At 62.4% G+C, this 23698-nt stretch carries 26 protein-coding genes and 1 riboswitch; of the genes, 10 read left to right on the top strand and 16 right to left on the bottom strand.

Translation table 11 applies throughout. The annotated features are described in order from the left end of the window. Positions 1-4: 4 nt before the first annotated feature. From mreD to VX159_RS15645, 3 genes are read right to left on the bottom strand one after another with little or no spacing between them, the layout of a single operon-like run. Positions 5-526 carry a rod shape-determining protein MreD gene (mreD, locus tag VX159_RS15655; RefSeq protein ID WP_371323801.1) on the bottom strand — a complete coding sequence of 174 codons (522 nt, stop codon included), beginning with the start codon at positions 524-526 and terminating at the stop codon, positions 5-7. A 9-nt stretch (positions 527-535) separates the two neighbouring features. Next, entirely contained in the window at positions 536-1456 is a 921-nt protein-coding gene (mreC, locus tag VX159_RS15650; protein WP_371323800.1) for a rod shape-determining protein MreC, read from the bottom strand. Between the two features lie 29 nt (positions 1457-1485). After that, entirely contained in the window at positions 1486-2529 is a 1044-nt protein-coding gene (locus VX159_RS15645) for a rod shape-determining protein (RefSeq protein WP_371323799.1), read from the bottom strand. A 112-nt stretch (positions 2530-2641) separates the two neighbouring features. Between VX159_RS15645 and gatC the strand changes: the two genes are divergently transcribed. The 4 genes from gatC to gatB are packed head-to-tail and all read left to right on the top strand — an operon-like array spanning position 2642 to position 6439. Next, positions 2642-2929: an Asp-tRNA(Asn)/Glu-tRNA(Gln) amidotransferase subunit GatC gene (gene gatC / locus VX159_RS15640; protein WP_371323798.1), complete on the top strand. Its 288-nt coding sequence runs from the start codon at positions 2642-2644 to the stop codon at positions 2927-2929. 56 nt (positions 2930-2985) lie between these two features. Continuing rightward, complete coding sequence (gene gatA, locus VX159_RS15635) at positions 2986-4443, top strand: Asp-tRNA(Asn)/Glu-tRNA(Gln) amidotransferase subunit GatA (protein WP_371325542.1); 1458 nt, start codon at positions 2986-2988, stop codon at positions 4441-4443. A gap of 1 nt (position 4444) precedes the next feature. Further along, positions 4445-4975, top strand: a complete 531-nt coding sequence (locus VX159_RS15630) for a hypothetical protein (protein WP_371323797.1) — start codon at positions 4445-4447, stop codon at positions 4973-4975. Between the two features lie 12 nt (positions 4976-4987). After that, positions 4988-6439 (top strand): Asp-tRNA(Asn)/Glu-tRNA(Gln) amidotransferase subunit GatB, encoded by a 1452-nt coding sequence (gene gatB / locus VX159_RS15625; protein ID WP_371323796.1) that lies wholly within the window; start codon positions 4988-4990, stop codon positions 6437-6439. Positions 6440-6533: 94 nt separating this feature from the next. Here the strand turns inward: gatB and VX159_RS15620 are convergent, their stop codons facing one another. Next, positions 6534-7163: a hypothetical protein gene (locus VX159_RS15620; RefSeq protein ID WP_371323795.1), complete on the bottom strand. Its 630-nt coding sequence runs from the start codon at positions 7161-7163 to the stop codon at positions 6534-6536. Then, a complete protein-coding gene (gene pyrE, locus VX159_RS15615) occupies positions 7150-7791 on the bottom strand; it encodes an orotate phosphoribosyltransferase (RefSeq protein ID WP_371323794.1) in 642 nt (213 codons plus the stop codon). Before pyrE ends, VX159_RS15620 begins: the two co-directional genes overlap by 14 nt. A gap of 95 nt (positions 7792-7886) precedes the next feature. Here pyrE and VX159_RS15610 point away from each other — a divergent pair, with 95 nt between their 5' ends. The 5 genes from VX159_RS15610 (at position 7887) to VX159_RS15590 (ending at position 10083) form a co-directional block, all read left to right on the top strand. Beyond that, positions 7887-8669: an exodeoxyribonuclease III gene (locus VX159_RS15610; RefSeq protein WP_371323793.1), complete on the top strand. Its 783-nt coding sequence runs from the start codon at positions 7887-7889 to the stop codon at positions 8667-8669. Between the two features lie 75 nt (positions 8670-8744). Beyond that, the gene (locus tag VX159_RS15605) at positions 8745-9059 is read left to right on the top strand and encodes a YqjD family protein (RefSeq protein ID WP_371323792.1); all 315 of its coding nucleotides are present in this window, start codon (positions 8745-8747) and stop codon (positions 9057-9059) included. 6 nt (positions 9060-9065) lie between these two features. After that, positions 9066-9473, top strand: a complete 408-nt coding sequence (locus tag VX159_RS15600) for a phage holin family protein (protein ID WP_371323791.1) — start codon at positions 9066-9068, stop codon at positions 9471-9473. Further along, positions 9470-9775 (top strand): YqjK family protein, encoded by a 306-nt coding sequence (locus tag VX159_RS15595; RefSeq protein ID WP_371323790.1) that lies wholly within the window; start codon positions 9470-9472, stop codon positions 9773-9775. Before VX159_RS15600 ends, VX159_RS15595 begins: the two co-directional genes overlap by 4 nt. 53 nt (positions 9776-9828) lie before the next feature. Beyond that, the gene (locus VX159_RS15590) at positions 9829-10083 is read left to right on the top strand and encodes a hypothetical protein (RefSeq protein WP_371323789.1); all 255 of its coding nucleotides are present in this window, start codon (positions 9829-9831) and stop codon (positions 10081-10083) included. On the opposite strand, the gene VX159_RS15585 is transcribed toward VX159_RS15590, so the two are convergent. From VX159_RS15585 to VX159_RS15575, 3 genes are read right to left on the bottom strand one after another with little or no spacing between them, the layout of a single operon-like run. After that, the gene (locus VX159_RS15585) at positions 10074-11339 is read right to left on the bottom strand and encodes an AmpG family muropeptide MFS transporter (protein WP_371323788.1); all 1266 of its coding nucleotides are present in this window, start codon (positions 11337-11339) and stop codon (positions 10074-10076) included. The genes VX159_RS15590 and VX159_RS15585 overlap by 10 nt on opposite strands. Next, a complete protein-coding gene (gene metW, locus VX159_RS15580) occupies positions 11339-11953 on the bottom strand; it encodes a methionine biosynthesis protein MetW (RefSeq protein ID WP_371323787.1) in 615 nt (204 codons plus the stop codon). The genes VX159_RS15585 and metW overlap by 1 nt, the downstream gene beginning before the upstream one ends. Further along, a complete protein-coding gene (locus VX159_RS15575; RefSeq protein ID WP_371323786.1) occupies positions 11950-13080 on the bottom strand; it encodes a homoserine O-acetyltransferase in 1131 nt (376 codons plus the stop codon). The genes metW and VX159_RS15575 overlap by 4 nt, the downstream gene beginning before the upstream one ends. Before the next feature lie 340 nt (positions 13081-13420). On the opposite strand from VX159_RS15575, the gene VX159_RS15570 reads away from it, so the two are divergent. Next, entirely contained in the window at positions 13421-15559 is a 2139-nt protein-coding gene (locus VX159_RS15570) for a TonB-dependent receptor plug domain-containing protein (protein ID WP_371325541.1), read from the top strand. A 65-nt stretch (positions 15560-15624) separates the two neighbouring features. On the opposite strand, the gene VX159_RS15565 is transcribed toward VX159_RS15570, so the two are convergent. From VX159_RS15565 to bluB, 8 genes are all read right to left on the bottom strand, one after another. Beyond that, a complete protein-coding gene (locus tag VX159_RS15565; protein ID WP_371323785.1) occupies positions 15625-17718 on the bottom strand; it encodes a diguanylate cyclase in 2094 nt (697 codons plus the stop codon). Then, on the bottom strand, positions 17715-18620 hold the full coding sequence (locus tag VX159_RS15560; protein WP_371323784.1) for an ABC transporter substrate-binding protein: 906 nt from the start codon (positions 18618-18620) through the stop codon (positions 17715-17717). The genes VX159_RS15565 and VX159_RS15560 overlap by 4 nt, the downstream gene beginning before the upstream one ends. A gap of 106 nt (positions 18621-18726) precedes the next feature. Further along, on the bottom strand, positions 18727-19353 hold the full coding sequence (locus tag VX159_RS15555) for an SCO family protein (protein WP_371323783.1): 627 nt from the start codon (positions 19351-19353) through the stop codon (positions 18727-18729). After that, positions 19350-19706: a hypothetical protein gene (locus tag VX159_RS15550; protein ID WP_371323782.1), complete on the bottom strand. Its 357-nt coding sequence runs from the start codon at positions 19704-19706 to the stop codon at positions 19350-19352. The genes VX159_RS15555 and VX159_RS15550 overlap by 4 nt, the downstream gene beginning before the upstream one ends. A gap of 61 nt (positions 19707-19767) precedes the next feature. Further along, complete coding sequence (locus VX159_RS15545) at positions 19768-20559, bottom strand: cobalamin-binding protein (RefSeq protein WP_371323781.1); 792 nt, start codon at positions 20557-20559, stop codon at positions 19768-19770. A 133-nt stretch (positions 20560-20692) separates the two neighbouring features. After that, positions 20693-21685, bottom strand: a complete 993-nt coding sequence (cobD, locus tag VX159_RS15540; RefSeq protein ID WP_371323780.1) for a threonine-phosphate decarboxylase CobD — start codon at positions 21683-21685, stop codon at positions 20693-20695. Continuing rightward, positions 21678-22661: an adenosylcobinamide-phosphate synthase CbiB gene (cbiB, locus tag VX159_RS15535; protein WP_371323779.1), complete on the bottom strand. Its 984-nt coding sequence runs from the start codon at positions 22659-22661 to the stop codon at positions 21678-21680. Before cbiB ends, cobD begins: the two co-directional genes overlap by 8 nt. Then, complete coding sequence (gene bluB, locus VX159_RS15530) at positions 22658-23434, bottom strand: 5,6-dimethylbenzimidazole synthase (RefSeq protein WP_371323778.1); 777 nt, start codon at positions 23432-23434, stop codon at positions 22658-22660. Before bluB ends, cbiB begins: the two co-directional genes overlap by 4 nt. 60 nt (positions 23435-23494) lie before the next feature. Then, positions 23495-23675: riboswitch (cobalamin riboswitch) on the bottom strand. Positions 23676-23698: the final 23 nt, after the last annotated feature.

Below are 23698 nucleotides of genomic sequence, written 5' to 3'. Positions count from 1 at the left end.
TCCGTCAGATCGGGCGGTCCGGGTTCTGCTCGACCGGCTGGTATTGCGGGAGTAGCAGGACCAGCGTCAGCAGCGGCCAGAGCAGGGTTGCGCTCAGCGGTGACACGAAGTAACCAATGCCTGGCCAGTCGGCACCGACGGCCAGCCGCATGACTGCCTGGATGGCCTGGGTTGTCAGCAGCAACGGCAACACATGCAAGGCCTGCTGCAACAATGGGAACCACAGGATGCGACGAGCCAGCGCCGAGGCGCCGTAGGCTAGCAGCACATAGGCGAAACAGTGCTGGCCGAGAATCGAGCCGTCGGCAACGTCCATCAACAGGCCGAGGAAAAAGGCGCTGCCCATGCCAACCCGGCGCGGTTCGCGAATGCCCCAGAAGCAGATGGTCAGCGCCACCCAGTCCGGTATGCCGGGCCAGTGCGAGGTCGGCAGAAAATTAAGTACTGAGGCCGCAAACAGGCTGAAATAAACGAACCAGGGGCGAACCGGGAGCAGGATGCGGGATGAGGTAAAAGTCGGTTGCATGCTCAGCCCTCAGCGCTTCTTTTTGCTGCGCACATTGACCACTTCGCCACTATTGCCGCGGCCCTTGCTCTCCGGCGGGGGCGGGGGCAGCGGCTGGCGCGGGTCGAGAATCATCAACTCGCCAAAATTCTCGACGGCGGCAATTGGCGCGCAGAAGATCCGGGCAAAGGAGTAGGCGCTGTCGCGTTCGATGTGCACCACCTTGGCGACCGGAAAGCCGGGCAGGTAGATGCTGTCGAGCCCCGAGGTGACCAGCAGGTCGCCTTCCTGGACATCGGCGTTGGCCGGCATGTAGCGCAATTCAAGCTGGCCGTTGCCGAGGCCGAAAACCACCGAGCGTTGGCCGTTGCGAACGATCTGCACCGGCACCGCCTGGTCCTTGTCGGTGATCAGCGTGATTTCTGCCGAGAAGGGGAAAACCCGGGTGACCTGGCCGACCACCCCGGCCTCGTCGATCGCCGGCTGGCCGGCAACGATCTGGCTTTGCTGGCCCTTGTCGACGATCACCTTGCGCGAGAAGGGGTCGCGTGCGGTATACAGGATTTGCGCGACCTGGCCCTTCGCCTGCTCGCGCTCCTTGACCGCCAGCAGCTTGCGCAGCCGCTCGTTCTCGCTTTCCAGCTGGGCCAGACGTTGCAGGTCGGGGGCGGTATTCAGTTTGGCGTGCTTGAGTTCGCGGTTTTCTTCCTGCAGGGCCTGCAGGCCCTGCAGATAGCCGGCCGCGAGGTCAACCAGACTGCCCGGGGCTTGCGCCGCGCGCTGGACCGGGTCGACCACCAGCGACAGGCTTTGGCGCAGCAGGTCGAGACTGCGCATCCGCAGGTCGACAAAAAACACCGCCAGCGAGATGGCGATATAGAAAGTCAGAAGGGCCAGCGGTGCTGGCCCTCGTTTGAAGAACGGTGGCGGTGCGTGGTCGATGCCGGCCATCGCTCACTCCTGATTTGCTACGGTCAACGTCAATCCGAGGCAAAAATGCTCGCCAGCTTGTCCATCTTTTCCAGCGCCATGCCGCAGCCGCGGGCAACGCAGGTCAGCGGCTCGTCGGCGACGATCACCGGCAGACCGGTCTCTTCCATCAGCAGACGGTCGAGATCGCGCAGCAGGGCGCCGCCGCCGGTCAGGACCATGCCCTTTTCGGCGATGTCGGCGCCAAGTTCTGGCGGTGTCTTTTCCAGCGCTGATTTGACGGCGGAAACGATCTGGTTGAGCGGGTCGGTCAGCGCTTCGAGGATTTCGTTGGAGGAAATCGTGAACTTGCGTGGAATGCCTTCGGCCTTGTTGATGCCGGAAACTTCCATTTCCTTGACCTCGGCACCGGGGAAGGCGGAACCGATGTTCTTCTTGATGTTCTCGGCGGTGTTCTCGCCGATCATCATCCCATAGTTGCGGCTGATGTAATTGATGATCGCTTCGTCGAGCTTGTCGCCGCCGACGCGCACCGAACCGGCATAGACCATGCCGCCGAGCGAAATTACGCCGACTTCGGTGGTGCCGCCGCCGATGTCGACGACCATTGAGCCGGTGGCGTCAGCGACCGGCAGGCCGGCGCCGATGGCGGCCGCCATCGGCTCCTCGATCAGGTACACCTGGCTGGCGCCGGCACCCAGTGCCGACTCGCGGATGGCGCGGCGTTCGACCTGGGTCGAGCCGGAGGGGACGCAGATGATGATGCGCGGGCTCGGGCTGAACAGCTTCGAGTCATGCACCTTCTTGATGAACTGCTTGAGCATTTGCTCGGTGACGGTGAAGTCGGCGATCACGCCGTCTTTCATCGGGCGAATCACGGTGATGCTGCCCGGCGCCTTGCCGAGCATGTCCTTGGCTTCCTTGCCGACTGCCTGGATGCTCTTTTTGGCATTCGGGCCGCCTTCGAGGCGGATGGCGACGACTGAAGGTTCGTCGAGAACGATGCCCTGGCCACGAAGGTAGATCAGCGTGTTGGCTGTACCCAGGTCAATGGCCAGGTCATTGGAAAAATACTTGCTGAGAAAACCGAGCATTCGAGACTCCGCTGGGGGTGCGGTAGAGAAAATTTTTATGATACCTTATAACGCTTTCCATTTTAAGGCTTTGTGCACTGCAAAAACAGGGGTGCACTGAAAGTTTTTAGCCATGTCGCTCACACTTGATCAGGTCAAACGTATCGCCCATCTCGCCCGTATCGAGATTGGCGACGAAGAGGCCCTGGCGACCCAGGGTCAGCTCAACGGGATTTTCCAGTTGATAGAACAGATGCAGGCGGTCGATACCGCCGGTATCGAGCCGATGGCGCATGCGCAGGATCTTTCCCAGCGCCTGCGTGCCGATGCGGTCAGCGAGGAAAATCGTCGCGCCGCTTTCCAGGCCGTGGCGCCGGAGACCGAGGCCGGTCTCTACCTCGTGCCCAAGGTGATTGAATAACCCCGTGAGGAGAGCGGAGCGCGGTGGCCGAGCCCGGCCCCCGGCTCCCGATGAACATGATTAATGCATCGCTCAAGGAACTGTCGCAGGCGCTGGCCGCGAAACAGGTTTCCAGCGTCGAACTGACGACGCTCTTTCTCGACCGCATCGACCGGCTGAATCCGCAAATCAACGCTTTTGTCACGGTCGACCGTGACAAAAGCCTGAAAGCGGCTGCTGTCGCCGACGCCCGCATCGCCGCCGGCCAGTTTGGCCCGCTGACGGGGATCCCGCTGGCGCAGAAGGATATTTTCTGTGCCGAAGGCTGGCGTACCACTTGCGGTTCGAAAATGCTCGAAAACTTTGTCGCGCCTTACGACGCGACGGTGGTGCGCAAGCTCGAGGGCGAGGCCGGCATGGTTTCGCTGGGCAAAACCAACATGGACGAATTCGCGATGGGTTCGTCGAACGAAAATTCGTATTTCGGCGCGGTGAAGAATCCGTGGGCGCTCGACCGCGTTCCCGGCGGCTCTTCCGGCGGCTCGGCAGCGGCGGTCGCGGCGCGGCTGGCGCCGATTGCCACTGGTACCGATACCGGTGGCTCGATCCGCCAGCCGGCGTCGATGTGCGGCCTGACCGGCCTCAAGCCGACCTATGGCGTGGTTTCGCGTTACGGCATGATTGCCTACGCCTCTTCGCTCGACCAGGGCGGCCCGATGGGGCGCAGCGCCGAGGATTGCGCGCTGCTGCTGAACGTGATGGCGGGTTTCGACGAGCGCGATTCGACCTCGCTGGAGCGTCCGGCCGAAGACTATGCCCGCGATCTGGAGCAGCCGTTGGCCGGCCTGCGCGTCGGTCTGCCCAAGGAGTTCTTTGCCGCTGGCTGCGATGCCGGGGTGATGGCTGCCGTTCAGGGCGCGATCCGCGAACTGGAAAAGCTCGGCGCGACCATGGTCGAGGTCTCGCTGCCCAACTCGCACCTCTCGGTCCCGGCCTATTACGTGATCGCGCCGGCCGAGGCCAGCTCCAACCTGTCGCGTTACGACGGCGTGCGTTACGGCTATCGGGCACCGGAGTACGGCAACCTCGACGACATGTACATGAAGACGCGGGCGCAGGGTTTTGGCGCCGAGGTCAAGCGCCGCATCCTGGTTGGCGCCTACGTGCTGTCGCACGGTTACTACGACGCCTACTACCTGCAGGCGCAGCGGATTCGCCGCCTGATCGCCAACGATTTCGTCGCCGCCTTCAACGATTGCGACGTGATCCTCGGGCCGACCGCGCCGACCACCGCTTTCCGTATCGGCGAAAAGTCTTCCGACCCGGTGCAGATGTACCTCTCCGACATCTACACCATCGCCGTGAACCTCGCCGGCCTGCCCGGCATGGCACTGCCTTGCGGTTTTGCCGACGGCCTGCCGGTTGGTCTGCAACTGATTGGCAACTATTTTGCCGAGGCTCGCCTGCTCAACGTCGCCCACCGCTTCCAGCAGGCGACCGACTGGCACACGCAGCAGCCGGCAGGGATTGCCTGAGGTGCGCCGGGTTCTGACGCTGCTCGCGGTCTCGATCCTGGCCGGCTGTGCCGAGGCGCCCAAGGCGCCGGAGCCCGAGCCGGCGGTCGAAGCTGCGCCGGCGGCGGAACCGGAGGCGGCGTCGCCGAAGTTCAAGTCGGATACGCTCAAGTACCTGGCCGGACGCAACCTGAAGCCGCAGCCGACACGGCCGCTCAACGTCAAGTCGCGCTGTTCGCATCGCGACGCCATCGGCACCCAAACCCGGCTGGAACTGCTGGTCAAGGATGCTCTGGTCAAGACCTTTAGCGCCCAGGTGGCGATCAAGGGCCACGGCAGCTGCCGCTTCGAACTGAAGGATTTCGAACAGGCCGAACGGCTGCCGCAGGCCTTGCTGCGCCACAAGAGCGACAAGGATTGCTCGGTGCGGATGTGGGAGCAGGGCAGCCAGGTGACTGTCGCCTTCAATAGTTGTCCCAAGTCCTGCGAAGGGCAGGCGTTTGATTATCTCTGGCCCGTGGTCGTGGATGCACGCAGCGGGCGCTGTCATTGAACGGATGAAACCATGAGTCAATGGGAAGTAGTGATCGGGATCGAGACGCACGCGCAGCTCGCCACCGTTTCCAAGATTTTTTCCGGTGCCTCGACCGCTTTCGGCGCCGAGGCCAACACCCAGGCCTGTGCCGTCGATCTGGCGTTGCCCGGCGTCCTGCCGGTACTCAACCGCAAGGCGGTCGATTGTGCGATCCGCTTCGGTCTGGCCATCGGCGCCGAAGTGGCGGCCAAGTCGGTGTTCGCACGCAAGAATTATTTTTACCCCGATCTGCCCAAGGGCTACCAGATCAGCCAGTTCGAGCTGCCGGTGGTGGTCGGCGGGGCGATTACCGTCCAGGTGGGGAGTGGTGACAAAGCCTACGAGAAAACGATCAACCTGACCCGCGCGCACCTTGAGGAAGACGCCGGCAAGTCGCTGCACGAGGACTTCCACGGCAAATCCGGGATCGACCTCAACCGCGCCGGCACGCCGCTGCTCGAAATCGTCACCGAGCCCGACATGCGCTCCTCCGATGAGGCCGTTGCCTATGCCCGTGCCCTGCACGCGCTGGTGCGCTGGATCGGGATCTGCGACGGCAACATGCAGGAAGGTTCGTTCCGCTGCGACGCCAACGTCTCGGTACGGCGCCCCGGCCAACCCTTTGGTACCCGCCGCGAGATCAAAAACCTCAACTCCTTCCGTTTCCTTAAGGAAGCCATCGACTACGAGGTGCAGTGGCAGATCAACGAAATCGAGGAAGGCCGCAAGATTCAGCAGGCGACCGTGCTGTTCGACCCGGACAGCGGCGAAACCCGGACCATGCGGACCAAGGAAGACGCTCACGATTATCGCTATTTCCCCGATCCCGACCTGCTGCCGCTGGTGATTTCCAGCGACTGGATGGATCGGGTCAGGAGCGAATTGCCCGAGCTACCCGGCCAGATGCGCCAGCGCTTCGTCGAGCAGTTTGGCCTGTCCGCCTACGATGCGACGACGCTGACTGCGAGCCAGGAAATTGCCGAATTTTTCGAGTCGACCGTGAATATCGCCGGTGCGGCCAATGCCAAGCCCTGTGCCAACTGGGTGATGGTCGATCTGGCCGCCCGCCTCAACAAGGAAGGTAAGGAACTCGCCGAGTCGCCCGTTTCCGCCGCACAACTGGGCGGGCTGATCCTGCGCATTGCCGACAACACCATCTCCAACAACATCGCCAAGAAGGTTTTCGAGGCGCTGTGGAACGGTGAGGGTGCGACTGCCGACGAGGTGATCGAGAAGCAGGGCTTGAAGCAGATTACCGACAGCGGCGCCATCGAGAAGCTGGTCGATGAGGTGCTTGCCGCCAATCCGGGCAATGTCGCCGAATACAAGGCGGGCAAGGAAAAGGCATTCAATGCGCTGGTCGGCCAGGTGATGAAGGCGGCCAAGGGCAAGGCCAACCCGCAGCAGGTTAATGATTTGCTGAAGGCCAAGCTGGCCGGTTGAGCGGTCACCGAACCGGATAGCAAAAGGCCGTCGCCCGTTGGGGCGACGGCCTTTTTTCGTGGCGCTTGGCGGGGTATCCGGCGGCAGGGGCCGCTCAGCGCCCGGTCAGCTCGCGAAAGCGCTGCCGCTCGCTGTCGTAACGCTGCTTGATGCCGGAAAAGTCGCGTTGTTTCTGGGTCAGTTCCTGTTGCATGGCGGCGATTTCGCTGTCCAGACTTTTCAGTCGCTGGGTCAGCTCCGGCGGTTGTGGCTTGCCGCGATAGAACTCGGTTTCTTCCTGCGCTTTCTTGCGCTTCTTGCTGGTCTCGTCGAGGCGTGCCTGCAAGCCCTGCATGTTCAGCTTGGCGTCGTTTTCTGCCTTTTGCTGCGCCATGTCAATATCCTGCTGTGAGGCATAGGTGGCCAGCAGCGCGGTGTCCTTGCGCTTCTGTTCCCGCTCGATTTCTTCCTGCTGCTGGCGGCGGCGCTCTTCTTCTGCCTTGGCGGCTTTCTGTTCCGGCGTCAGCGCTGCCGGTACCTCGCGGACGAGGTTGCCGTTTCCGTCGAGGATGCGATAGGCGCGGCCACGACATTGCTCGGGCAGCGAGTCGCCGCAAACCCGGCGGCCGCTTTGCGGGTCCGGGCAGCAGAAGAAATTGCCGGCCTGCGCCGGCAGGCTGGCCCCCAGGCTGAGCAGCAGCACCGCGAGCAGGCGCGAACAGCGGCGAAGATCAGGCGTCGACACCGTATTGCTCCCGGTAGCGGGCAACGGCGTCGCGGTGTTCGGCGAACTCCGGATGCTGTGCCAGATAAGCCATCAAGTCCTTGAGCCCGGCCACGGCGATGACCGGAATCCCGTAGTCGCGCTGTACCTCCTGGACTGCCGACAGTTCGCCCTGGCCGCGCTCCTGGCGGTCGAGTGCAATCAGGACGCCGGCCGGAGTGGCACCGGCCGCGCGGATCAGTTCGACCGATTCGCGCACCGAGGTGCCGGCCGAAATCACGTCGTCCACGATCAGTACGCGACCTTGCAGCGGTGCGCCGACGATGTTGCCGCCTTCGCCGTGGTCCTTGGCTTCCTTGCGATTGAAAGCGAAGGGGAAGTTGTAGCCGTGCCCGGCCAGCGCGATCGAAATTGCCGCAACCAGCGGAATGCCCTTGTAAGCCGGGCCGAACAGCATGTCGAAGCGGACGCCGCCGGCCTCGGTGGCTTTCGCGTAGAATTCCGCGAGTTTGCCCAGGGAGGCACCGTCGTTGAACAGGCCGGCATTGAAGAAATACGGCGAGAGCCGGCCGGCCTTGGTCTTGAATTCGCCAAAGCGTAAAACCTGGCAGTCAACGGCGAACTTGATGAAATCCTGGCGAAAATCCATGTTTTTGATCAGTCGAGAAGGGCGCCGGCAACGGATTGTCTCCGTGCATGCGGCGCTTGTCGAGAAAATGGCCCTGCGGGCCGGAGTATTTTGTAATGTTACGCATCATCTCGCTCAACCTCAACGGAATCCGCTCGGCCTGGAGCAAAGGGGTGTTGTCCTGGGCGGCAGCCCAGCAAGCCGATATCGTCTGCCTGCAGGAGCTCAAGGCTCAATTGCCGGACCTGACACCGGAGATGCAGCAGCCGGACGGCATGCATGCCTTTTATCACTGCGCTGAAAAGAAGGGCTACAGCGGTGTCGGAATCTGGTCGCGGCAGGCGCCGGATCGGGTGGTGGCGGGTTTCGATGGCGGCGAGTTCGATGCCGAAGGCCGTTACTTGCGCGCCGATTTCGGTAATTTGTCAGTGATCTCTCTGTATTTGCCTTCCGGTTCGTCCTCCCCGGAGCGGCAGGAAGCGAAATTCCGCTTCCTCGACGTATTTTTCCCCCACTTGCAGCAATTGCGTGCCGAGGGACGGGAAGTCGTACTCTGCGGTGACTGGAACATCGCGCATCGGGAAATCGACCTGAAAAACTGGAAGTCGAACCAGAAAAATTCCGGCTTCCTGCCCGAAGAGCGGGCCTGGCTCGGTCGCCTGTTCGACGAACAGGGCTGGGTCGATGTCTATCGGCGTCTCCATCCCGAGACTACCGACGCTTGCTATACGTGGTGGAGCAACCGGGGGCAGGCCTGGGCCAAGAATGTCGGGTGGCGGATCGACTACCAGATTGCGACTCCCGGGATCGCGGCCCTTGCTCAGGCGTCGACGATCTACAAGGAACAGCGTTTTTCCGATCATGCGCCGTTGACCGTGGATTACGCCTATCCAGCCTGAGTTGCGGATTGCTTTCGCCGCAGAGAGCGGATAACCTGTTATTCCTGCTTTTCACTGTCATCAACGAGGTCAAAAATGTCCCAAGAAATGAGCGTCGCCAATAAGGAAAAACTGGTTTCCGATCTCAAGGTCGTGGTTGCCGACGCTGAAGAAATCCTGCGTGCCACTGCGGGTACCGCCGGTGAGAAGGTCGCTGAAATGCGCGAGCGCATCGGTGTGCGTCTGCGCGACGCCAAGGAGCGTCTGCAGGATGCCGAAGCTGCGCTGGTCGACAAGACCAAGGCCTGTGCCCGTGCCACCGATGATTTCGTCCATGAGCAGCCGTGGAAGGCTGTCGGCGTAGCCGCCGCTCTGGGCCTTGCCCTGGGCGTCCTGATTGGTCGCCGTTAAGCATCCATGATGCAGAATCCAGGCGGTGAAGGGGCCCGCGAAGGCTTGTTTGCCGCACTGAAAAACACGCTCGCGACCTTGCTGACCATTGGCAAGACGCGGGCGGAGTTGCTGGTTACCGAGCTGGAAGAGGAAAAATACCGTCTGATTTCGCTGTGGGCCAAGGCGATCGGTGCGGCCTTCCTGCTCGCAGTAGGTATGATCCTCGGCGTTTTCTGCCTGGCGCTGGCATTTTGGGAGCAACGGGTTATCCTCTTCGGCTTGTTTGCCAGCCTTTTTATCGGCGGTGGACTAATCCTCGTCTTCGCGTTGAAACGTCAGGCGGCGCAACCGAGCAAGTTGTTCCGCGCCAGCCTGGCTGAGCTCGAGAGCGATATGGCACAACTGCGCCGGCGCCCGGGGAGTGCGGAGTGAACGAGCGGCTGTTGCAACTGGCGACACGGCACGGGGTATTGCGGGCACGCATCGACGAGCAGCGGCGGCACTTGGCGCAACAGGTCGTGCCGCTTGAGGCAGCCCTGGCCAAGGGGGACTTGGTACTCGATGGCGTCGATTGGCTGAAGCAGCATCCGGGAGCCGTCGGAGCCGCCGTTGCCGTGGCCGTGGTGGCCAAACCGGCACGCCTGTGGCGCTGGGGGCGACGAGCTTTTGTGGTGTGGCGAGGTTGGCAATCCTTGCGTGGCGGCTTGCTGAAAAAATTCGCTGGCGGCGGTTGACCGTGGAGATGGGGGCGCTCGCATCTGCGTTGCCTGCCTGGTGGCGGCAACTGTTGTCGTCCCAACGCCGCGAGGTCCGGCGCATTCTCGGCGAGTTGATGGCAACCCGGGGGATGATGCCGCTGTTGATGAAGGCCCGTAACGGCGGGCAATGGACGCCTGATGAAAAAGAGGCGTTGCTTGACCATCTGCGCCGGATGGCCCACCTTTCTCCTTATCTGTTGTTTCTCTTGTTGCCCGGCTCGATGCTGTTGCTGCCGATTTATGCGTGGTGGCTGGACCGTCGCCGGCAGCAGCGTCAGGACTGAAACGCTGGTTTGTCGTTACCGTGCCAGGGGGCGACTTTCAGTAATAGCAGCATGCCTGGAACCGCCAGTACGGCGCATAACCAGAAGAAATTGAGCCAGCCGAGTTGCTCGACCAGCCAGCCTGCCGAAGCATTGATGAAGGTCCGGGGAACCGCTGACAGGCTGGTAAACAGCGCCATCTGTGTTGCGGTATAGGCCGGGTGCGTACTGCGGGCGATGAAGGCCACGAAAGCTGCAGTACCCAGACCGACCCCCAATGCTTCGAGTCCGATCACCAACGCCAGCGCAATCCGTTCCTGGCCACCAATTTCATTGAACTGACCTTGGCCGGCCAGCCATGCAAAACCGAAGATCGAGACCAGTTGGATGATGCCGAACAGCCACAGGGCGCGGTTGATTCCCAGGCGAACCATCCACAGGCCGCCAAGCAGGGCGCCGACCACCGCCGGCCACAGCCCGGCATGCTTGGCGATCAGTCCGATGTCGGTTTTCGAGAATCCCATGTCGAGGTAAAACGGGGTGGCCAGCGCGGTGCACAGGCTATCGCCGAGCTTGTACAGAAAAATGAAACCGAGCACCGTGGCGGCACCTTGCCAGCCTTGGCGCTGCCAGAATTCACGGAAGGGCTCGCTGACCGCTTCGCGCAGGGTCTTGGGCTGACCACCGACTGTGGGCTCCTTGACCAGCCAGGCCATTGCCATCCCTGGCAGCATGAAAGCACCGGTGATCCAGAACACTTCGTTCCACGGCAGGCGGTCGGCCAGGATCAGCGACAAGGAGCCGGGGATCAGGCCGGCGATCCGGTAGGCGTTGACGTGTACGGCGTTGCCGAGGCCCAGTTCGGCATCCTGCAGAATTTCGCGGCGGAAGGCGTCGACCGCAATATCCTGGGTTGCCGAAAGGAAGGCGAGCAAGGCGGCCAGCCACAGGATTGGCCAGATGTTGTTGCGCGGGTCGAGTCCACCCAGCGAGCCGATGACCAGCAGCAGAGTCACCTGTGTCAGCAGCATCCAGCCGCGCCGTCGGCCGAAGCCGGGCAGGGCGTAGCGATCCAGTAGCGGAGCCCAGAGGAATTTCCAGGTGTAGGGAAACTGGATCAGCGCAAAAAAGCCGATCGTCTTGAGGTCCACTCCTTCGCTCCTGAGCCAGGCTGGCAGCAGGTTGAGCAGCAGGTAGAGCGGGAGTCCCGAGGAAAAACCGGTGAAGATGCAGATCAGCATCCTCCGGGTCAGCAGGGCGGCAAGCCAGCTTGGCATCAGGCGGTTTGCGAGAGCCGGAATACGGCGAGGCTGCCAAGGAAGTTCAGTTCGCGCGGATCTTCCGATTCAACCGGCCGCCCCTGCTCATCCAGCACCCGGCGTTCGCGTACGGTCAGGCCCATTTGCGCACAGAGTGCCTCAAAATCAAGCAGGGTGAAGAAGCGTACATTCGGTGAGTTGTACCATTGATAAGGCAGGTCTTCGGAAACCGGCATGCGGCCATCGAGGACTGAGCGCAGATTCTTCCAGTAGGCAAAATTGGGGAAGGAGACGACCGCTTCGCGACCGACTCGCAGCATTTCGCGCAGAATGCCTTCAGTGTGGCGTACCGTCTGCAGTGTGCGTGAAAGGACAACATGGTCAAAGGCCTGATCGGCAAAATCGGTCAGGCCGTTTTCCAGATTGCCCTGGATCACGTTGATGCCGTTGCGCAGCGATGCCAGGACATTGGCTGGCTCAAAATCGACGCCAACGCCATCGACGCCGCGGGTATCGATCAGGTGCTTGAGCAGTGCGCCATCGCCGCAGCCAAGGTCGAGCACGCGGTGGCCGGGTTCGATCCAGCCGGCGATGACGTCAAAATCGGGGCGTCCAAGCGTATGCGTGGTCATACTTTTACGTTCCGCAGGAAGGCATCGACCACGCCGTGATAGTGGGCATCTTCCATCAGGAAGGAGTCGTGGCCGAAGTTGAGGTCGATTTCCGCGTAGGAAACGCGGCGCTTGTTGGCCAGTAGCGCAGCGACGATTTCGCGCGAGCGGGCCGGCGAAAAGCGCCAGTCGGTGGTGAACGAAGCGATCAGGAAGCCGGTGTCGGGATGACTGCGGCCGAGCGCCTTGGTCAGGTCGCCGCCGTCGAGGCGGGCAGGGTCGAAATAGTCGAGCGCCTTGGTCATCAACAGATACGTATTGGCGTCGAAATAGCCGGCAAACTTGTCGCCCTGGTAGCGCAAATAGGACTCGACCTCGAACTCGACGTCGTAATCGAAGGAAAAAGAGCCGTTGCGTAGTTCGCGGCCGAATTTTTCACCCATTTGGTCATCAGACAGATAAGTGATGTGGCCGAGCATGCGCGCCAGGCGCAGGCCGCGTACCGGACGGGCATTGTGCTCGTAATAGTGGCCGCCGTGAAAATCCGGGTCAGTCAGGATGGCCTGCCGGGCTACGTCGTTGAAGGCGATGTTCTGTGCCGTCAGCTTGGGGGCCGAGGCGATGATTGCCGCATTGCGTACCCGTTCCGGCTGGCTGATGGTCCAGCGCAGGGCCTGCATGCCGCCAAGACTGCCACCGACGACGGCTGCCCAGCTGTCGATGCCGAGCCGGTCGGCCAGTCGGGCTTGGGCCTCCACCCAATCACTGACGGCTACCAGAGGGAAATCTGCACCCCAGGGTTTGCCGGTGGCCGGATTGATTGACGACGGTCCGGTCGAGCCGTGGCAGCCCCCCAGGTTATTGACGCCGACAATAAAGAAACGATCAGTGTCCAGCGGGCGCCCGGGGCCGACGATGTTGTCCCACCAGCCGAGATTGTCCGGTGCATCGGCATAATGGCCGGCTACATGATGGTGTCCCGAGAGGGCGTGACAGACGAGGATGGCGTTCGACTTGGCGGCGTTGAGGCTGCCATACGTTTCGTAGACCAGATCGTAGGCGGGCAGAACGCCGCCGCTGCGGAGTTGCAGTGCGTGGTCGAAATGGGCGCGTTGCGATTGCACGACGCCGACGGATTGTCCTGGCATGCTGTTCCTGCAAACAAAAAACCCAGTTGGCCTTTGAACTCGCGGGCGAACTGGGGGTTCCCGTTTTAGCGGTATTTGTACGCGCCCGCAATCAGAGCTCAAATCGGCGCGGCCTTGAACTGGCTAGCGAAAGACAATAGCGAGCGGTATCCGAAAAGTCAATTGGCCAAAACGGTATGAAACTTGTTTCAGTCGTTACTGAGTGGCTTTGGTTATTACTTTAGTTGTAGATTTTGCTGCCAATGGCTGTCAACTGGTGGCCATTAATTTGCTAATATTCGCCGATCAGCTGTGGTAGGGGCAGATTTGCCCGACGCCGGCGACGATCAGGGTGGATATTATGTTTGAGGGGAACATGGCGACCGGCCGGATGCATGCGCGACTGAGAGTGATTGCCGCTGCCGTTCTGTCTGCTTTTGCAGTTTCGGCAAGCGCCGGCGACGAGGACCTTTATTTCAGCGAGTTGCCGATTGTCGCCTCGGTCAGCCGATTGCCGCAGCGACTGGCCGATGCACCGGGTGCGGTCACGGTGATTGATCGGACCCTGATCAAGGCCTCCGGGGCCCGTAATTTTGTTGATTTGTTGCGGCTGGTACCCGGTTTTCAGGTGACGCCGCATAATCAGGAGGGAGGGATCGTTGCCTACCATGGGTTGAGCAACGAGGAATACACCCCTCGTGTGCAGGTTCTGCTCGATGGTCGTTCCCTTTATTCCCCCCTGTTCAAGAGCGGTGTCAATTGGAACCTGATTCCGGTTGCTCTGGAAAATATCGAGCGGATTGAGGTGATGCGTGGCGCCAACGGGGTTTCCTATGGTTCCAACGCGCTCCTGGGGGTGATCAACATCATTACCCAGGATGCCTCGCAGACCCATGGCTGGATGCTGGCAGCCAATCATGGCAATAATTCGGTGCGTGATCAGACCGTGCGCTGGGGCGGGCGGGTCAGTGGTGCCGATCTGCGGATGACGGCCAAGCTGACCGGTGACGGCGGCTTTCAAAAGATGTTTGACGGCTCGCTGGGCTGGTTCGATCCACACGATGCACGGCATGCCGGCTTATTCGATTTGCGCGCCGATATTCCTCTTGGCAATCACGATGAACTGCGGGTTGGCCTCAGTCATGCTGAGGATGTCTCGCAATACGGTCGGCCGGCCAGCTTGAGTGATCCTTTCCGCGATCTTGCACAGCATTCGACCTCGCTTAGTCTTGAGTGGTCGCGGGTGATTGCACCGGGTGAGGAGTTCAAGCTGCGTTATGCCCACGTTGACGACTGGTTTTCTGGCGCTTACGACGAACGCGTTTCGTTCGGGGTCCAGAGTGGGCAAAACGTCAGCTTCACCAACCGTAATCGGGCAGGAGGGCGTTCGACCGTTGATGAACTTGAGTTCCAGTATCTGCTCTCGCCCTGGCACAAGACACGACTGGTATGGGGGGGGGCGCTTAAGTATGTCACCTTGCAATCGGTTGATCAGTTTTATCTGGCGCCGCGTCAAACGCGAGCGACCGAGCGGGTATTTGGCAATCTGGAGTGGAATGCCGGAGCAGCGTGGTTGGTGAATTTTGGCGCCAGCATCGAGAACGACAGCATCGCAGGCAGTTTTGTCGATCCGCGAGTCAGTGTCAGTTATCGTTTGCAGCCGGACCATACCTTGCGTTTCATCGCTTCGCGCGCCCACCGGACACCGAGTCTGTACGAGGCCAATGGTAGCCAGCGGAAATTGCCGGACGGAGGTTCCTCGCCCGTTGATATTACCTATCTGGCACAGGGCGTGTTGCGCCCGGAGCGGGTCGATACCCTCGAAGTTGGTTATCTCGGCGAGTGGAAGTCCCTGCGTGCAAGCCTTGATGTTCGGGCTTTCCGGGAGAAAATTCCGAACCGCATCCAGATCGTGCCCACTGCGCTGCCGGCAAGCTCAGCCGATAACCGCGATAGCGACAAGGATCGCTTCTTTGACCGCAGCATTCTGCTGGGCGGGATTCCGTACCCCTACGGCCGGGCCGATGCGGCGATGAATCTCGAGAATGTAGTGGTGCGTGGCTATGAATACCAGTTCCGCTGGCAGCCGTTTGAATCTACCCGCCTGCTATACAACCACGCATTGATCCAGACCGAGGCGGTCCTTAACGATCTGGCGCCGATTGCTGAAAAATTTGCCGAGAATATCGACAAGATTCCGGCCCAAACCCGTCGCTCGGCTCCTCGCAACAGCCAGTCGGCGATGCTGATCCAGCAGTTGCCCCATGATTTCGATCTGTCGGTGATGTATTACAAGAGCGGCCTGATGCAGTGGTTGCGGAATTCCTATACCAACCCCTACGAGCGCATCGACTGGCGTCTGGCTCGCAGTTTCAAGCTTGCGGGCGTGCGCGCTGAATTGGCCTATACCGCACAGATGGCCAATCACGACATGGAAGGGCGGCGTAACACCCGGATCGCGAAGGAGTTGCACTGGTTATCCTTGCGCCTGGATTTCTGAAGCGATTGCTGCGGCCCGGGGCCGCTGCTTCGATCCGGGAGTAGAACTGCCGTATTGCCGGTGCCTTATCCGTTGCGGATCACCGCGCCTTCAAGCCAGACCTCAAGCGGTTCGCAGGGAGCTACGGCGTAGCCCTGGCCGTAGTCCAGACCCAGCGATTTCAGGGCGCCCAGACTATCGACATCGCTGATTTCGGTGGCGACCGAGTGGATGCCGAGATCGGCTGCGATTTCCTTGATCGCGCGCAACAGCGCTGTCGAGGTCTTGTTGCTGCCGGCTTGCAGGGTCAGGCTCGGGCTGATCTTGATGAAGGCCGGGGCGAGTGTGCGCAAGTGGCCAAAGGAGGACAGACCACCGCCGAACTCCTGCAATCCGATCGTGCAGCCCAGCTTGTTTGCTTCACGGGCAAAGCTGGTCAGTTGCGAGGCGTGGTGGGTCGACAATTCTTCCGGGAACAGCAGGCAGAGACTGCCACCATCGAGACGATGCTGGTTGAGCAGCCCGGCGATGTATTTCAGGGTCCCCGGCCGATCAATTGCCGAAGCCGATAACGGTACCAGGCAGAACAGGTTGCGGCCGTGGTCGCGGGCATGGGCCAGTGCCTGGGCGGTGGCGGTCAGCAGGTAGTGGTCGACGGCTTCGGATAGTTCGTAGCGCTCGGCCGCGTCGATCAGGGCTGGAAGCAGGATCGGCGGGCGCCCCGGCTCATGCATCCGGGCTCCGATTTCAACGACGTGCCGGGCTGGCAGGCCGGTTTGCAACGCCCGCAACGGCAGTGCGTCAATTTGCAGGCGCTGTTCGGCAAGTGCTTCGGGAATCCGGATCGCCCAATGTTCGTCGTGCAGGCGCTGGTTGTGGTCATTCTCCGGCTGGTGGGCGCAGACCCGGTTGCGGCCGGCTTCTTTGGCCTGATAGCAGGCCTGGTCGCCGGCGGCAAGAATGTCCTTGATCCGGCGGACATGCCGATCGACGGCGGTTGCACCGATACTGGCTCCAACAGCAAAAACCTTGTCCTGCCAGATGAAGCGATAGTCGCCGGCCAGCATGCAGATATCGTTGGCGATCTGCATTGCGTTGGGCAACTTGCAGTCGTGCAGGATGATCCCGAACTCGTCGCCGCCGAGGCGGCCGAGGGTATCTTCACCACGCAGGCGGGTCTGGAACAACTGGGCAATCTGGCGCAGAAGTTCGTCGCCGGCGAGGTGGCCGCAGGCGTCATTGACCGGCTTGAAACGGTCGAGATCGATGAATAGCACGCAGAATTCGGTCCCGCCGGCTTGTACCGAGCGCAGAGCTTTCTCCAGTCGGGCTTCGAATTCGCGCCGGTTGATCAGCCCGGTCAGCGCATCGTGGCGGGCCTGGTAGGCCAGTTGGGCTGTCGCCTCTTCGATCCGCAACTGCATCGAGTGATGGACCTCCTCGATGTGCTCGGCCATTTCATTGAAGCCGCGTTCCAGAATGCCGATTTCACCGCTGGTGCTTTCCGGTACGCGGGTATTGAAATGGGCCGCCGACATTTTCCTGACCGCTTCCGCCAGGCGACGTACCGGAGCAGACATCCCGTCAGCCACGAAAATGGCGAGAAGACCAAGGGGAATCAGGCCGATGCTCATGATCAGGGTGGCCTGCTCCAGCAATTCACGGCGTTTGCCCGAGAGTTCGCGCTTGTCGAATTCGACGAACACGTGGCCGATCACTTCTGCACTGGCATTTTCCTGTCCGGGTGGAGAAAACTCGAACAATACGTCGCTCTCACTGGCCGAGCGCTTGACCGGCGCGCCGTAGGCAACCCAGCCCTCGTTTTCGGCGACCAGGCCAGGGGTCGGGACCGGGCTGCGCAACAGGTCGCTGGTCAACGAGACACGGCCGCTGACGGCAATCGCGCGTCCCTTCTGGTTAACGATGACGGCAGCCTTGACACCGGGTTCCTGCAGCGTGGCATGCGCCAGACTGTGCAGGCTGTCGATATGGCCGGCGATGATCCCGTATTCGCTGATCGGTGCCAGATAGCGAACGGTCGATAAGGCCTTGGCCCGCAGTTCGTTTTCCAGGCTGCGGATTCCGCTGGCCGTGAAGAAGGCCACCAGGACGACGGAAATCAGCGTGCTTGGCAGCAGGGTCAGCAGCAACAAGCGGTAACGCAGGGTCAGTCCTCTCATCGTGCCTCCCGATCCTGCTGCAGCGCACGGCGCAGCGTGCTTTCGTCGGGCAGGGACAGGCCGAGGGACTCGGCGACATTCTGATTGATCGAAATTGCGAACTGGGTGGGGGGCATCGGGGGCGGCAGGCTGGCGCCGGACTGGGCAAGCAGTTCGGCGGTCTGGCGGGCAATCTGTGCCGGCGTCGAATACAGGCCGGCAAGGGCGCCAGCCTGAACGAAGGCCGAGGAAAAGGCAATCACCGGCTTTTGGTAACGGAAGCTGGTGACCAGGATGCTGCGGATGTTCTCCCGCTTGTAAATACTGCCATCCGGGATCGCCAGCAGGATGTTGTTGCGGGCAAACAGGTTATTAAGTGCCGGCAGCAGGTTGGTGTCGTTGTCGCTATCCTCGCTGTCAACATGCAGGCCCTGCTGTCCCAGGGCCTGGCGCAGCGCGCCGAACTGCGGTCGGCTATCCTGGCTGAGCAGCAGGCCGACCCGTTTTTGCTGCGGCAGCAACTGGCGGACAAAGGCGGCCAGGCGGCCAGGCGGCTGGTCGAGATAAATGGCCGAAATCCTCACCCTGAGCTTGCTGTGTTCGGCCAGTATCTTTTCATAATTTTGCCGTGGCAGCAGGACGGCAAGAATCGGTGTGTTGCCATGTCTAGCCAGCGCCTGGCGCAGTGCTTCGGTGCCGGCGGCGATGATCAGCTCGGTGCCCGGAGCCGGACCGGGGAATTGTTCCGGGCTGGCATGCAGGCTCAGCGGGAATCGGGCCGGATCGAGATGTTCCCCCAGTGTGCGCGCATACTCCGCATAGGGGCCGCCCTGCTGGTTCAGCACAAGCGCGACTGGGCCGCCGTAAGCCGGAGGCAACAGCAGCAGCAACAGCAGGGCGCGGAACAGGGCGGAGCGCAGCATGGGCTGGACTATAGCGCCAGCGCCTATGCCGGGCAATTGATCTAAAGGTAATAAGGTATTCCAGCGGAGCGAGTCCTTGCTTCTTCTGTGCCCCACAAAAGCAGGCTCAGTGTGCTGCCTGGCGACGGCGGATCGCGCTGCGGAGATGCTCTGCGATTTCCTGCGGCGAGGTGCCGTAGGCATATTTTCTGGCGACGCGGCCGTCGGGGCCGAGCAAAATCATGCCAGCGGCGTGGTCGACCGCGTAATTGCCGTCGCTGCCGGGAACCTTGGCATAGCGGATGCGGAAATTGTCGGCTGCGCGGCGGACCAACTGTGGGGAGCCTGTCAGTCCGAGAATCCGGCGGTCAAAAAATTCGGTGTAGGTCTTGAGCACCTTGCCATTGTCCCGCTCCGGGTCCACGGTGATGAAGATTGCTTGCAAGAGGTCGGCATCGCTGGCCAGCAACTTAAGGACTTCGGCCATTTCGACCAGGGTGGTCGGGCAGATGTCGGGGCAATAGGTGTAGCCGAAGGCGATCAACTGGTAGCGGCCGCGGAAATCCTCGTTGCTGACCGCGCGCCCCAGGGGATCTTGCAGCAGGTAGCGCGGGATGATTTGCTCGCTCTCTTCACTGTTACTGGTGAGCACATTGCGCTGCCCGGCCTGCTGCAGCAATTCCAGGCTGTGCTGGGCCTGGGCCAGGACCAGCGGGCTGACCAGGCTGAGCAGGAGCAGCCAGCGCCGGGTCACGGGCGTTGCGTCGCGAAGGCGCGGGCGAGTTCGCTTTCGGCAGCGTTTAGCCGCTCGACCAACTGCATTGCTTCCGGGCAGCGACCGCCCTGGCCTTGAGCGAGGAACGCGGTGTTGGTGGCGTGCTCGAAAATTTCGCCGTTTTCGCGGGTCTTGGGGGCGGTGGTGCTGACCGCATTGCGGGCGCGGCTGACGATTGCCAACTGCTGGCAAGCCAGGGCGGTGCCGTTGATTTCGCCGAGAACGGTCAATGCCGCCTTGCCGGCAGCTTCTGAGGGTTGCTCGCCAGCCTGGGCGGGCGTGGCGGCAAAGGCAAGCAGCGCGAGGCAGGGCAGCAGAAGACGGAGGTTCATGAACGGATGCCGAAGAAAAAGGATGGGTCGATTATAGACAGCCGCATCGGGCAATTTTTTCTCACAGATCAAAGAGCGCGCGTAGTTGCGGCAAACCTTCGCTGATCGCGACCGGTCCGGGAGTCAGGATCACGGCTGACTTGAGTTCGTGCAGGCGGCCGTTCCTGACCGCCGGAATCTCCTGCCAGCCGGGACGGGCGGCCACCCGTTCGGGGCGGAAATGCTTGCCGCACCACGAGCCGATGATGATCTCGGGAGCGGCGGCGATCACCTCGGCGGCACTCGGTTGGCGGTCGGCAGCCAGCGGTGAATAGGAGCGGGTGGCAAAGACATCCTCGCCACCGGCGATTTCGATCAGTTCCGAGGCCCAGCGCAGGCCGCAGATCAGCGGCTCGTCCCATTCCTCGAAATAGACGCGCGGCCGGCGACCATTGCGGGCGATTCGCTCCGCCGCCAGGCGTCGGGTCAGTTCGATTTCCGCCTCCAGTTCGGCGACCAGCGCCAGCGCCTTGGCTTCGGCCCCGACCAGTCGGCCGACGGTTTCGATCATCGCCAGAATGTCATCAACGCTGCGCATGTTGAGTGCGTAGACCGGAATTCCAGCCTTGATCAGATCGCGCGAAATATCGGCTTGCAGGTCGGAAAAGGTCAGCACCAGGTCGGGTTTGACGGCGAGGATTTTTCCGATGTCGCCGCTGGTGAAGGCAAAGACCTTGGGTTTTTCCTTGCGGGCCTGCGGTGGGCGCACGGTATAGCCGGAAATGCCGACGATCCGGTCCTCTTCGCCCAGCGCGTAGAGCACTTCGACGGTTTCTGTGGTCAGGCAGACGATGCGTTGGGGCAGGCGGGGCATGGTGGCGGATGAGTCAATGGGAAAGGCGTGCGACCGGGGCGAGGGCACAAAGTTTCCGACGGGCATCGCTCCGGCCGTCTTTCACGGTCGACCGCCTTTTCTTGCCAAAAAGCCGGTCGACCGTGGAGTGGCGTCAGCTTGTCTGCCAGGCCGTCAGCGCAGCCGTCAGGCGTTGCCAGCCGGCTTCGTCGGCCGGCAAGCCGCAGCGCAGCAGCGCTTGCTCAGGAAAATTGCGGACCAGGATGCCGCGCGCCGCCAGAAAATCGGCCAGTTCGCCGGCGCGTTCGCTGCTCAGTGTGGCAAACAGCGGCGTATGGCGAACCTCGCCGCAGCGTCCCAGCAGTTCCGCCAGGCGTTCCCCCGCAGCACGCAGGCGGGGGCGGGTCGCGCTTTGCCAGGCATGGTCGGCGAGCGCCAGCCGGGCGACCTCGCGCGCCGGGCCGGAAATCGCCCAGGGGCCGAGTGCCTCGCGCAACTTGTGGCGAATTTCCTCGGGGGCAAAGAGAAAGCCGACGCGGGCGCCGGCCAGGCCGAAGAATTTGCCCAGTGAGCGGAAGACGATCAGGTTTGGTGCCGCCGCGCTGGCCGCCTCCGGGGTCACGCTCAGTTCCGGCGTGCAATCGACGAAGGCCTCGTCGACAAACAGCCAGCCGCCGCGTTTCTGCAATTGCGCAGCGGCTTCAAGCAGGCCTTCCCGCGATTGGGTGACGGCGGTTGGATTGTTCGGGTGGCAGCAGAGCACGTAGGGGGTGACTGCGCTCAACGCTCGGGTCAGCGTTGCATGGTTGAGCTGGCGCAGCTTGTGTCCGGCCTGTTGCCAGGCGTGCGGGTGCTCGGCATAGAGCGGGCCGAGGCAGGCAATCGCCGCGTGGGGAAAGAGTGCCGGCAGCATCTGGATCGCCGCTTGTGAGCCGGCCAGCGGCAGCAATTGGTCGTTGCCGTAATACGCGGCGGCAGCGGCTTCGAGGCCATCGTCGTCTTCCGGCAGGCGGTTCCAGACGCTGGCCGGCAATGCCGGCACTGGCCAGCCCTGCGGATTGATGCCGGTCGACAGGTCGAGCCAGTCGGCCAGCAGAATGCCGTGGCGGGTAGCGGCAGCGCGCAGGCGGCCTCCGTGTTCAAGCATGGATGACTCCGGTAAACAGCAGCAGCCCGTGTCCCAGGCCCAGCAGCAGCAGCGCGGCCAGCCAGCCGTGCAGCGTGCGCCGGACCAGGGCGATGGCCCGTGCCAGATCATTGCTGCTCGGGGCCGGGCCGCAGCCGAGCGGCGGGCGGATTTCCTCGTGGCCGTGGTAAATCGCGGCGCCGCCCAACTGCACGCCGAGGCTGCCGGCGCCGGCAGCCATCACCGGTCCGGCGTTGGGGCTGTCCCACCCGGGCGCCTGCCGGCGCCAGCAGGCCAGGGCCTGCCGGGTCTGGCCGAGCAAGGCATAACTCAGCGCGGTGAGCCGCGCGGCGGGCCAGTTGAGCAGGTCGTCGATTTTCGCGGCGGCCCAGCCGAAAGCGTTGAAGCGTTGGTTGCGGTAGCCCCACATCGCATCCAGCGTATTGGCCAGCCGGAACAGGATGACGCCGGGGGCACCGCCGACGGCGAACCAGAACAGGGTTGCGAAAATTGCATCGTTGCCGTTTTCCAGCACCGATTCGACGCCGGCCTTGGCGACGCCGGTCGTATCCAGCTGGCTGGTGTCGCGCGAGACGATCCAGCCGACCTTGACCCGGGCGGTCGCCAGATCGCCAGCGGCGAGCGGGCGGGCGATGGCTTCGGCGTGCTCGATCAGGCTTTGCGCGCCAAGCGCGAAGTACAACGCGATGACGTCGACCAGCCAGGCCAGCGGCGTCGGCAGTACCTGGCGCAGCAATAGCGCAAAGACTGCAAAGGGCAGCACCGCCAGTCCCCAGGCGAGGACGCCGGGGCCGCGCTGGCGGCGGTTGAGCAGGCGTTCGAGAAAATTGGCGTAGGTGCCAAAGCCGACCAGCGGATGGTAGCGGCTGACTTCGCCGAAGCGCCGGTCGAGACCGACTCCGGCCAGCGCCGCCAGCGGCATGGCCAGCGCGGGCCAGGCGGCGGCGAAGATCGCGGCGGCGGGCGTAGAACTCATCGCGGGAAGTGGCCCCGAGTCTGGATGTCATCCTGCAAGCGGGCGACGGTAGCGGTGAGCGGGTCGGCCTGCTGCGGGTCGCTGCCACCCCAGCGGTCGTAATAAAGCAGGTCGGCGACCGGCAGCCGGGGTAGCCAGCCGGCTTTTTCCAGCTCCGGCTTGTCGTGAAAATGGCTGACATAGCCGATGCACAGGTAGGCAATCGGCACGATTTCCGGCGGAATGCCGAGTGCTGCCTGCAGCTCCGGCTCGTTGAAGATGCTCACCCAGCCGACTCCCAAACCTTCTGCCCGGGCGGCCAGCCACAGGTTCTGCACGGCGCAGACGCTGCTGTAGAGGTCCATGGTCGGGATGTGGGTGCGCCCGATGACCACCGGGCCGGTGCGTTGCCGGTCGCAGGTAATGCACAGGTTGATCGGCGCTTCGACGATGCCTTCGAGTTTCAGCTTGCTGTAAATCTGGCGCTTCTCGTCGGGAAACATCGCGGCGGCTTCCTCGTGGGCCTTGGCGAACACCCCACGCACCTGCTGCTTGACCTCGGGCGAGCGGACGACGAGAAAATTCCACGGCTGCATGAAGCCGACCGACGGCGCATGGTGCGCCGCCAGCAGCACGCGGGCCAGCACCTCTTCCGGCACGGCCTGCGGCAAAAACTGGCCGCGCACATCGCGGCGGCTGAAAATGGTTTCATACACGGCGGCACGGGCAGCGTCGGAAAAGGGCTGCGCTATCGACGAATCGGATTGGGTCGCTTGCGGCGAGAGGTTTTCCATGGATTCCCCTTCTGGAAAATGCGGCTGCCTGGCCTTGCAGTCGTGTTGCCGGCATGCGGCCGGCGGTTGCGGTCTCCCGGCCGGTCTTCTGACTCGGGTTCTGCCGGCGGCTGCGCCTTCCCGGCTGGGCGCCAGTGGCATCTGCAGCATCCGTCCCCCTCACAGCGTTGGGCACGTGGCGGAATCGCACCGCCTTCCCGATTCTCCATCCGTCGATGGCACCGAGAGACTTGCCTGAACCATTCAGGCGGGGGCGATGGTGCC

Source organism: Dechloromonas sp. ZY10 (genome assembly GCF_041378895.1).
GTDB classification, from domain to species: Bacteria; Pseudomonadota; Gammaproteobacteria; order Burkholderiales; family Rhodocyclaceae; genus Azonexus; species Azonexus aquae.
The sequence above is the reverse complement of the archived record's forward strand: the minus strand, read 5'-3'. Positions and strand labels throughout refer to the sequence as shown.

Excerpts from the sequence above, each read along its gene's own strand:
- mreD (WP_371323801.1), bottom strand. The coding sequence starts at position 526 with ATGCAACCGACTTTTACCTCATCCCGCATCCTGCTCCCGGTTCGCCCC.
- mreC (WP_371323800.1), bottom strand. The coding sequence starts at position 1,456 with ATGGCCGGCATCGACCACGCACCGCCACCGTTCTTCAAACGAGGGCCA.
- VX159_RS15645 (WP_371323799.1), bottom strand. The coding sequence starts at position 2,529 with ATGCTCGGTTTTCTCAGCAAGTATTTTTCCAATGACCTGGCCATTGAC.
- gatC (WP_371323798.1), top strand. The coding sequence starts at position 2,642 with ATGTCGCTCACACTTGATCAGGTCAAACGTATCGCCCATCTCGCCCGT.
- gatA (WP_371325542.1), top strand. The coding sequence starts at position 2,986 with ATGATTAATGCATCGCTCAAGGAACTGTCGCAGGCGCTGGCCGCGAAA.
- gatB (WP_371323796.1), top strand. The coding sequence starts at position 4,988 with ATGAGTCAATGGGAAGTAGTGATCGGGATCGAGACGCACGCGCAGCTC.
- pyrE (WP_371323794.1), bottom strand. The coding sequence starts at position 7,791 with ATGGATTTTCGCCAGGATTTCATCAAGTTCGCCGTTGACTGCCAGGTT.
- VX159_RS15610 (WP_371323793.1), top strand. The coding sequence starts at position 7,887 with ATGTTACGCATCATCTCGCTCAACCTCAACGGAATCCGCTCGGCCTGG.
- VX159_RS15605 (WP_371323792.1), top strand. The coding sequence starts at position 8,745 with ATGTCCCAAGAAATGAGCGTCGCCAATAAGGAAAAACTGGTTTCCGAT.
- VX159_RS15600 (WP_371323791.1), top strand. The coding sequence starts at position 9,066 with ATGATGCAGAATCCAGGCGGTGAAGGGGCCCGCGAAGGCTTGTTTGCC.
- VX159_RS15585 (WP_371323788.1), bottom strand. The coding sequence starts at position 11,339 with ATGCCAAGCTGGCTTGCCGCCCTGCTGACCCGGAGGATGCTGATCTGC.
- metW (WP_371323787.1), bottom strand. The coding sequence starts at position 11,953 with ATGACCACGCATACGCTTGGACGCCCCGATTTTGACGTCATCGCCGGC.
- VX159_RS15575 (WP_371323786.1), bottom strand. The coding sequence starts at position 13,080 with ATGCCAGGACAATCCGTCGGCGTCGTGCAATCGCAACGCGCCCATTTC.
- VX159_RS15570 (WP_371325541.1), top strand. The coding sequence starts at position 13,421 with ATGTTTGAGGGGAACATGGCGACCGGCCGGATGCATGCGCGACTGAGA.
- VX159_RS15565 (WP_371323785.1), bottom strand. The coding sequence starts at position 17,718 with ATGAGAGGACTGACCCTGCGTTACCGCTTGTTGCTGCTGACCCTGCTG.
- VX159_RS15560 (WP_371323784.1), bottom strand. The coding sequence starts at position 18,620 with ATGCTGCGCTCCGCCCTGTTCCGCGCCCTGCTGTTGCTGCTGCTGTTG.
- VX159_RS15550 (WP_371323782.1), bottom strand. The coding sequence starts at position 19,706 with ATGAACCTCCGTCTTCTGCTGCCCTGCCTCGCGCTGCTTGCCTTTGCC.
- VX159_RS15545 (WP_371323781.1), bottom strand. The coding sequence starts at position 20,559 with ATGCCCCGCCTGCCCCAACGCATCGTCTGCCTGACCACAGAAACCGTC.
- cobD (WP_371323780.1), bottom strand. The coding sequence starts at position 21,685 with ATGCTTGAACACGGAGGCCGCCTGCGCGCTGCCGCTACCCGCCACGGC.
- cbiB (WP_371323779.1), bottom strand. The coding sequence starts at position 22,661 with ATGAGTTCTACGCCCGCCGCCGCGATCTTCGCCGCCGCCTGGCCCGCG.
- bluB (WP_371323778.1), bottom strand. The coding sequence starts at position 23,434 with ATGGAAAACCTCTCGCCGCAAGCGACCCAATCCGATTCGTCGATAGCG.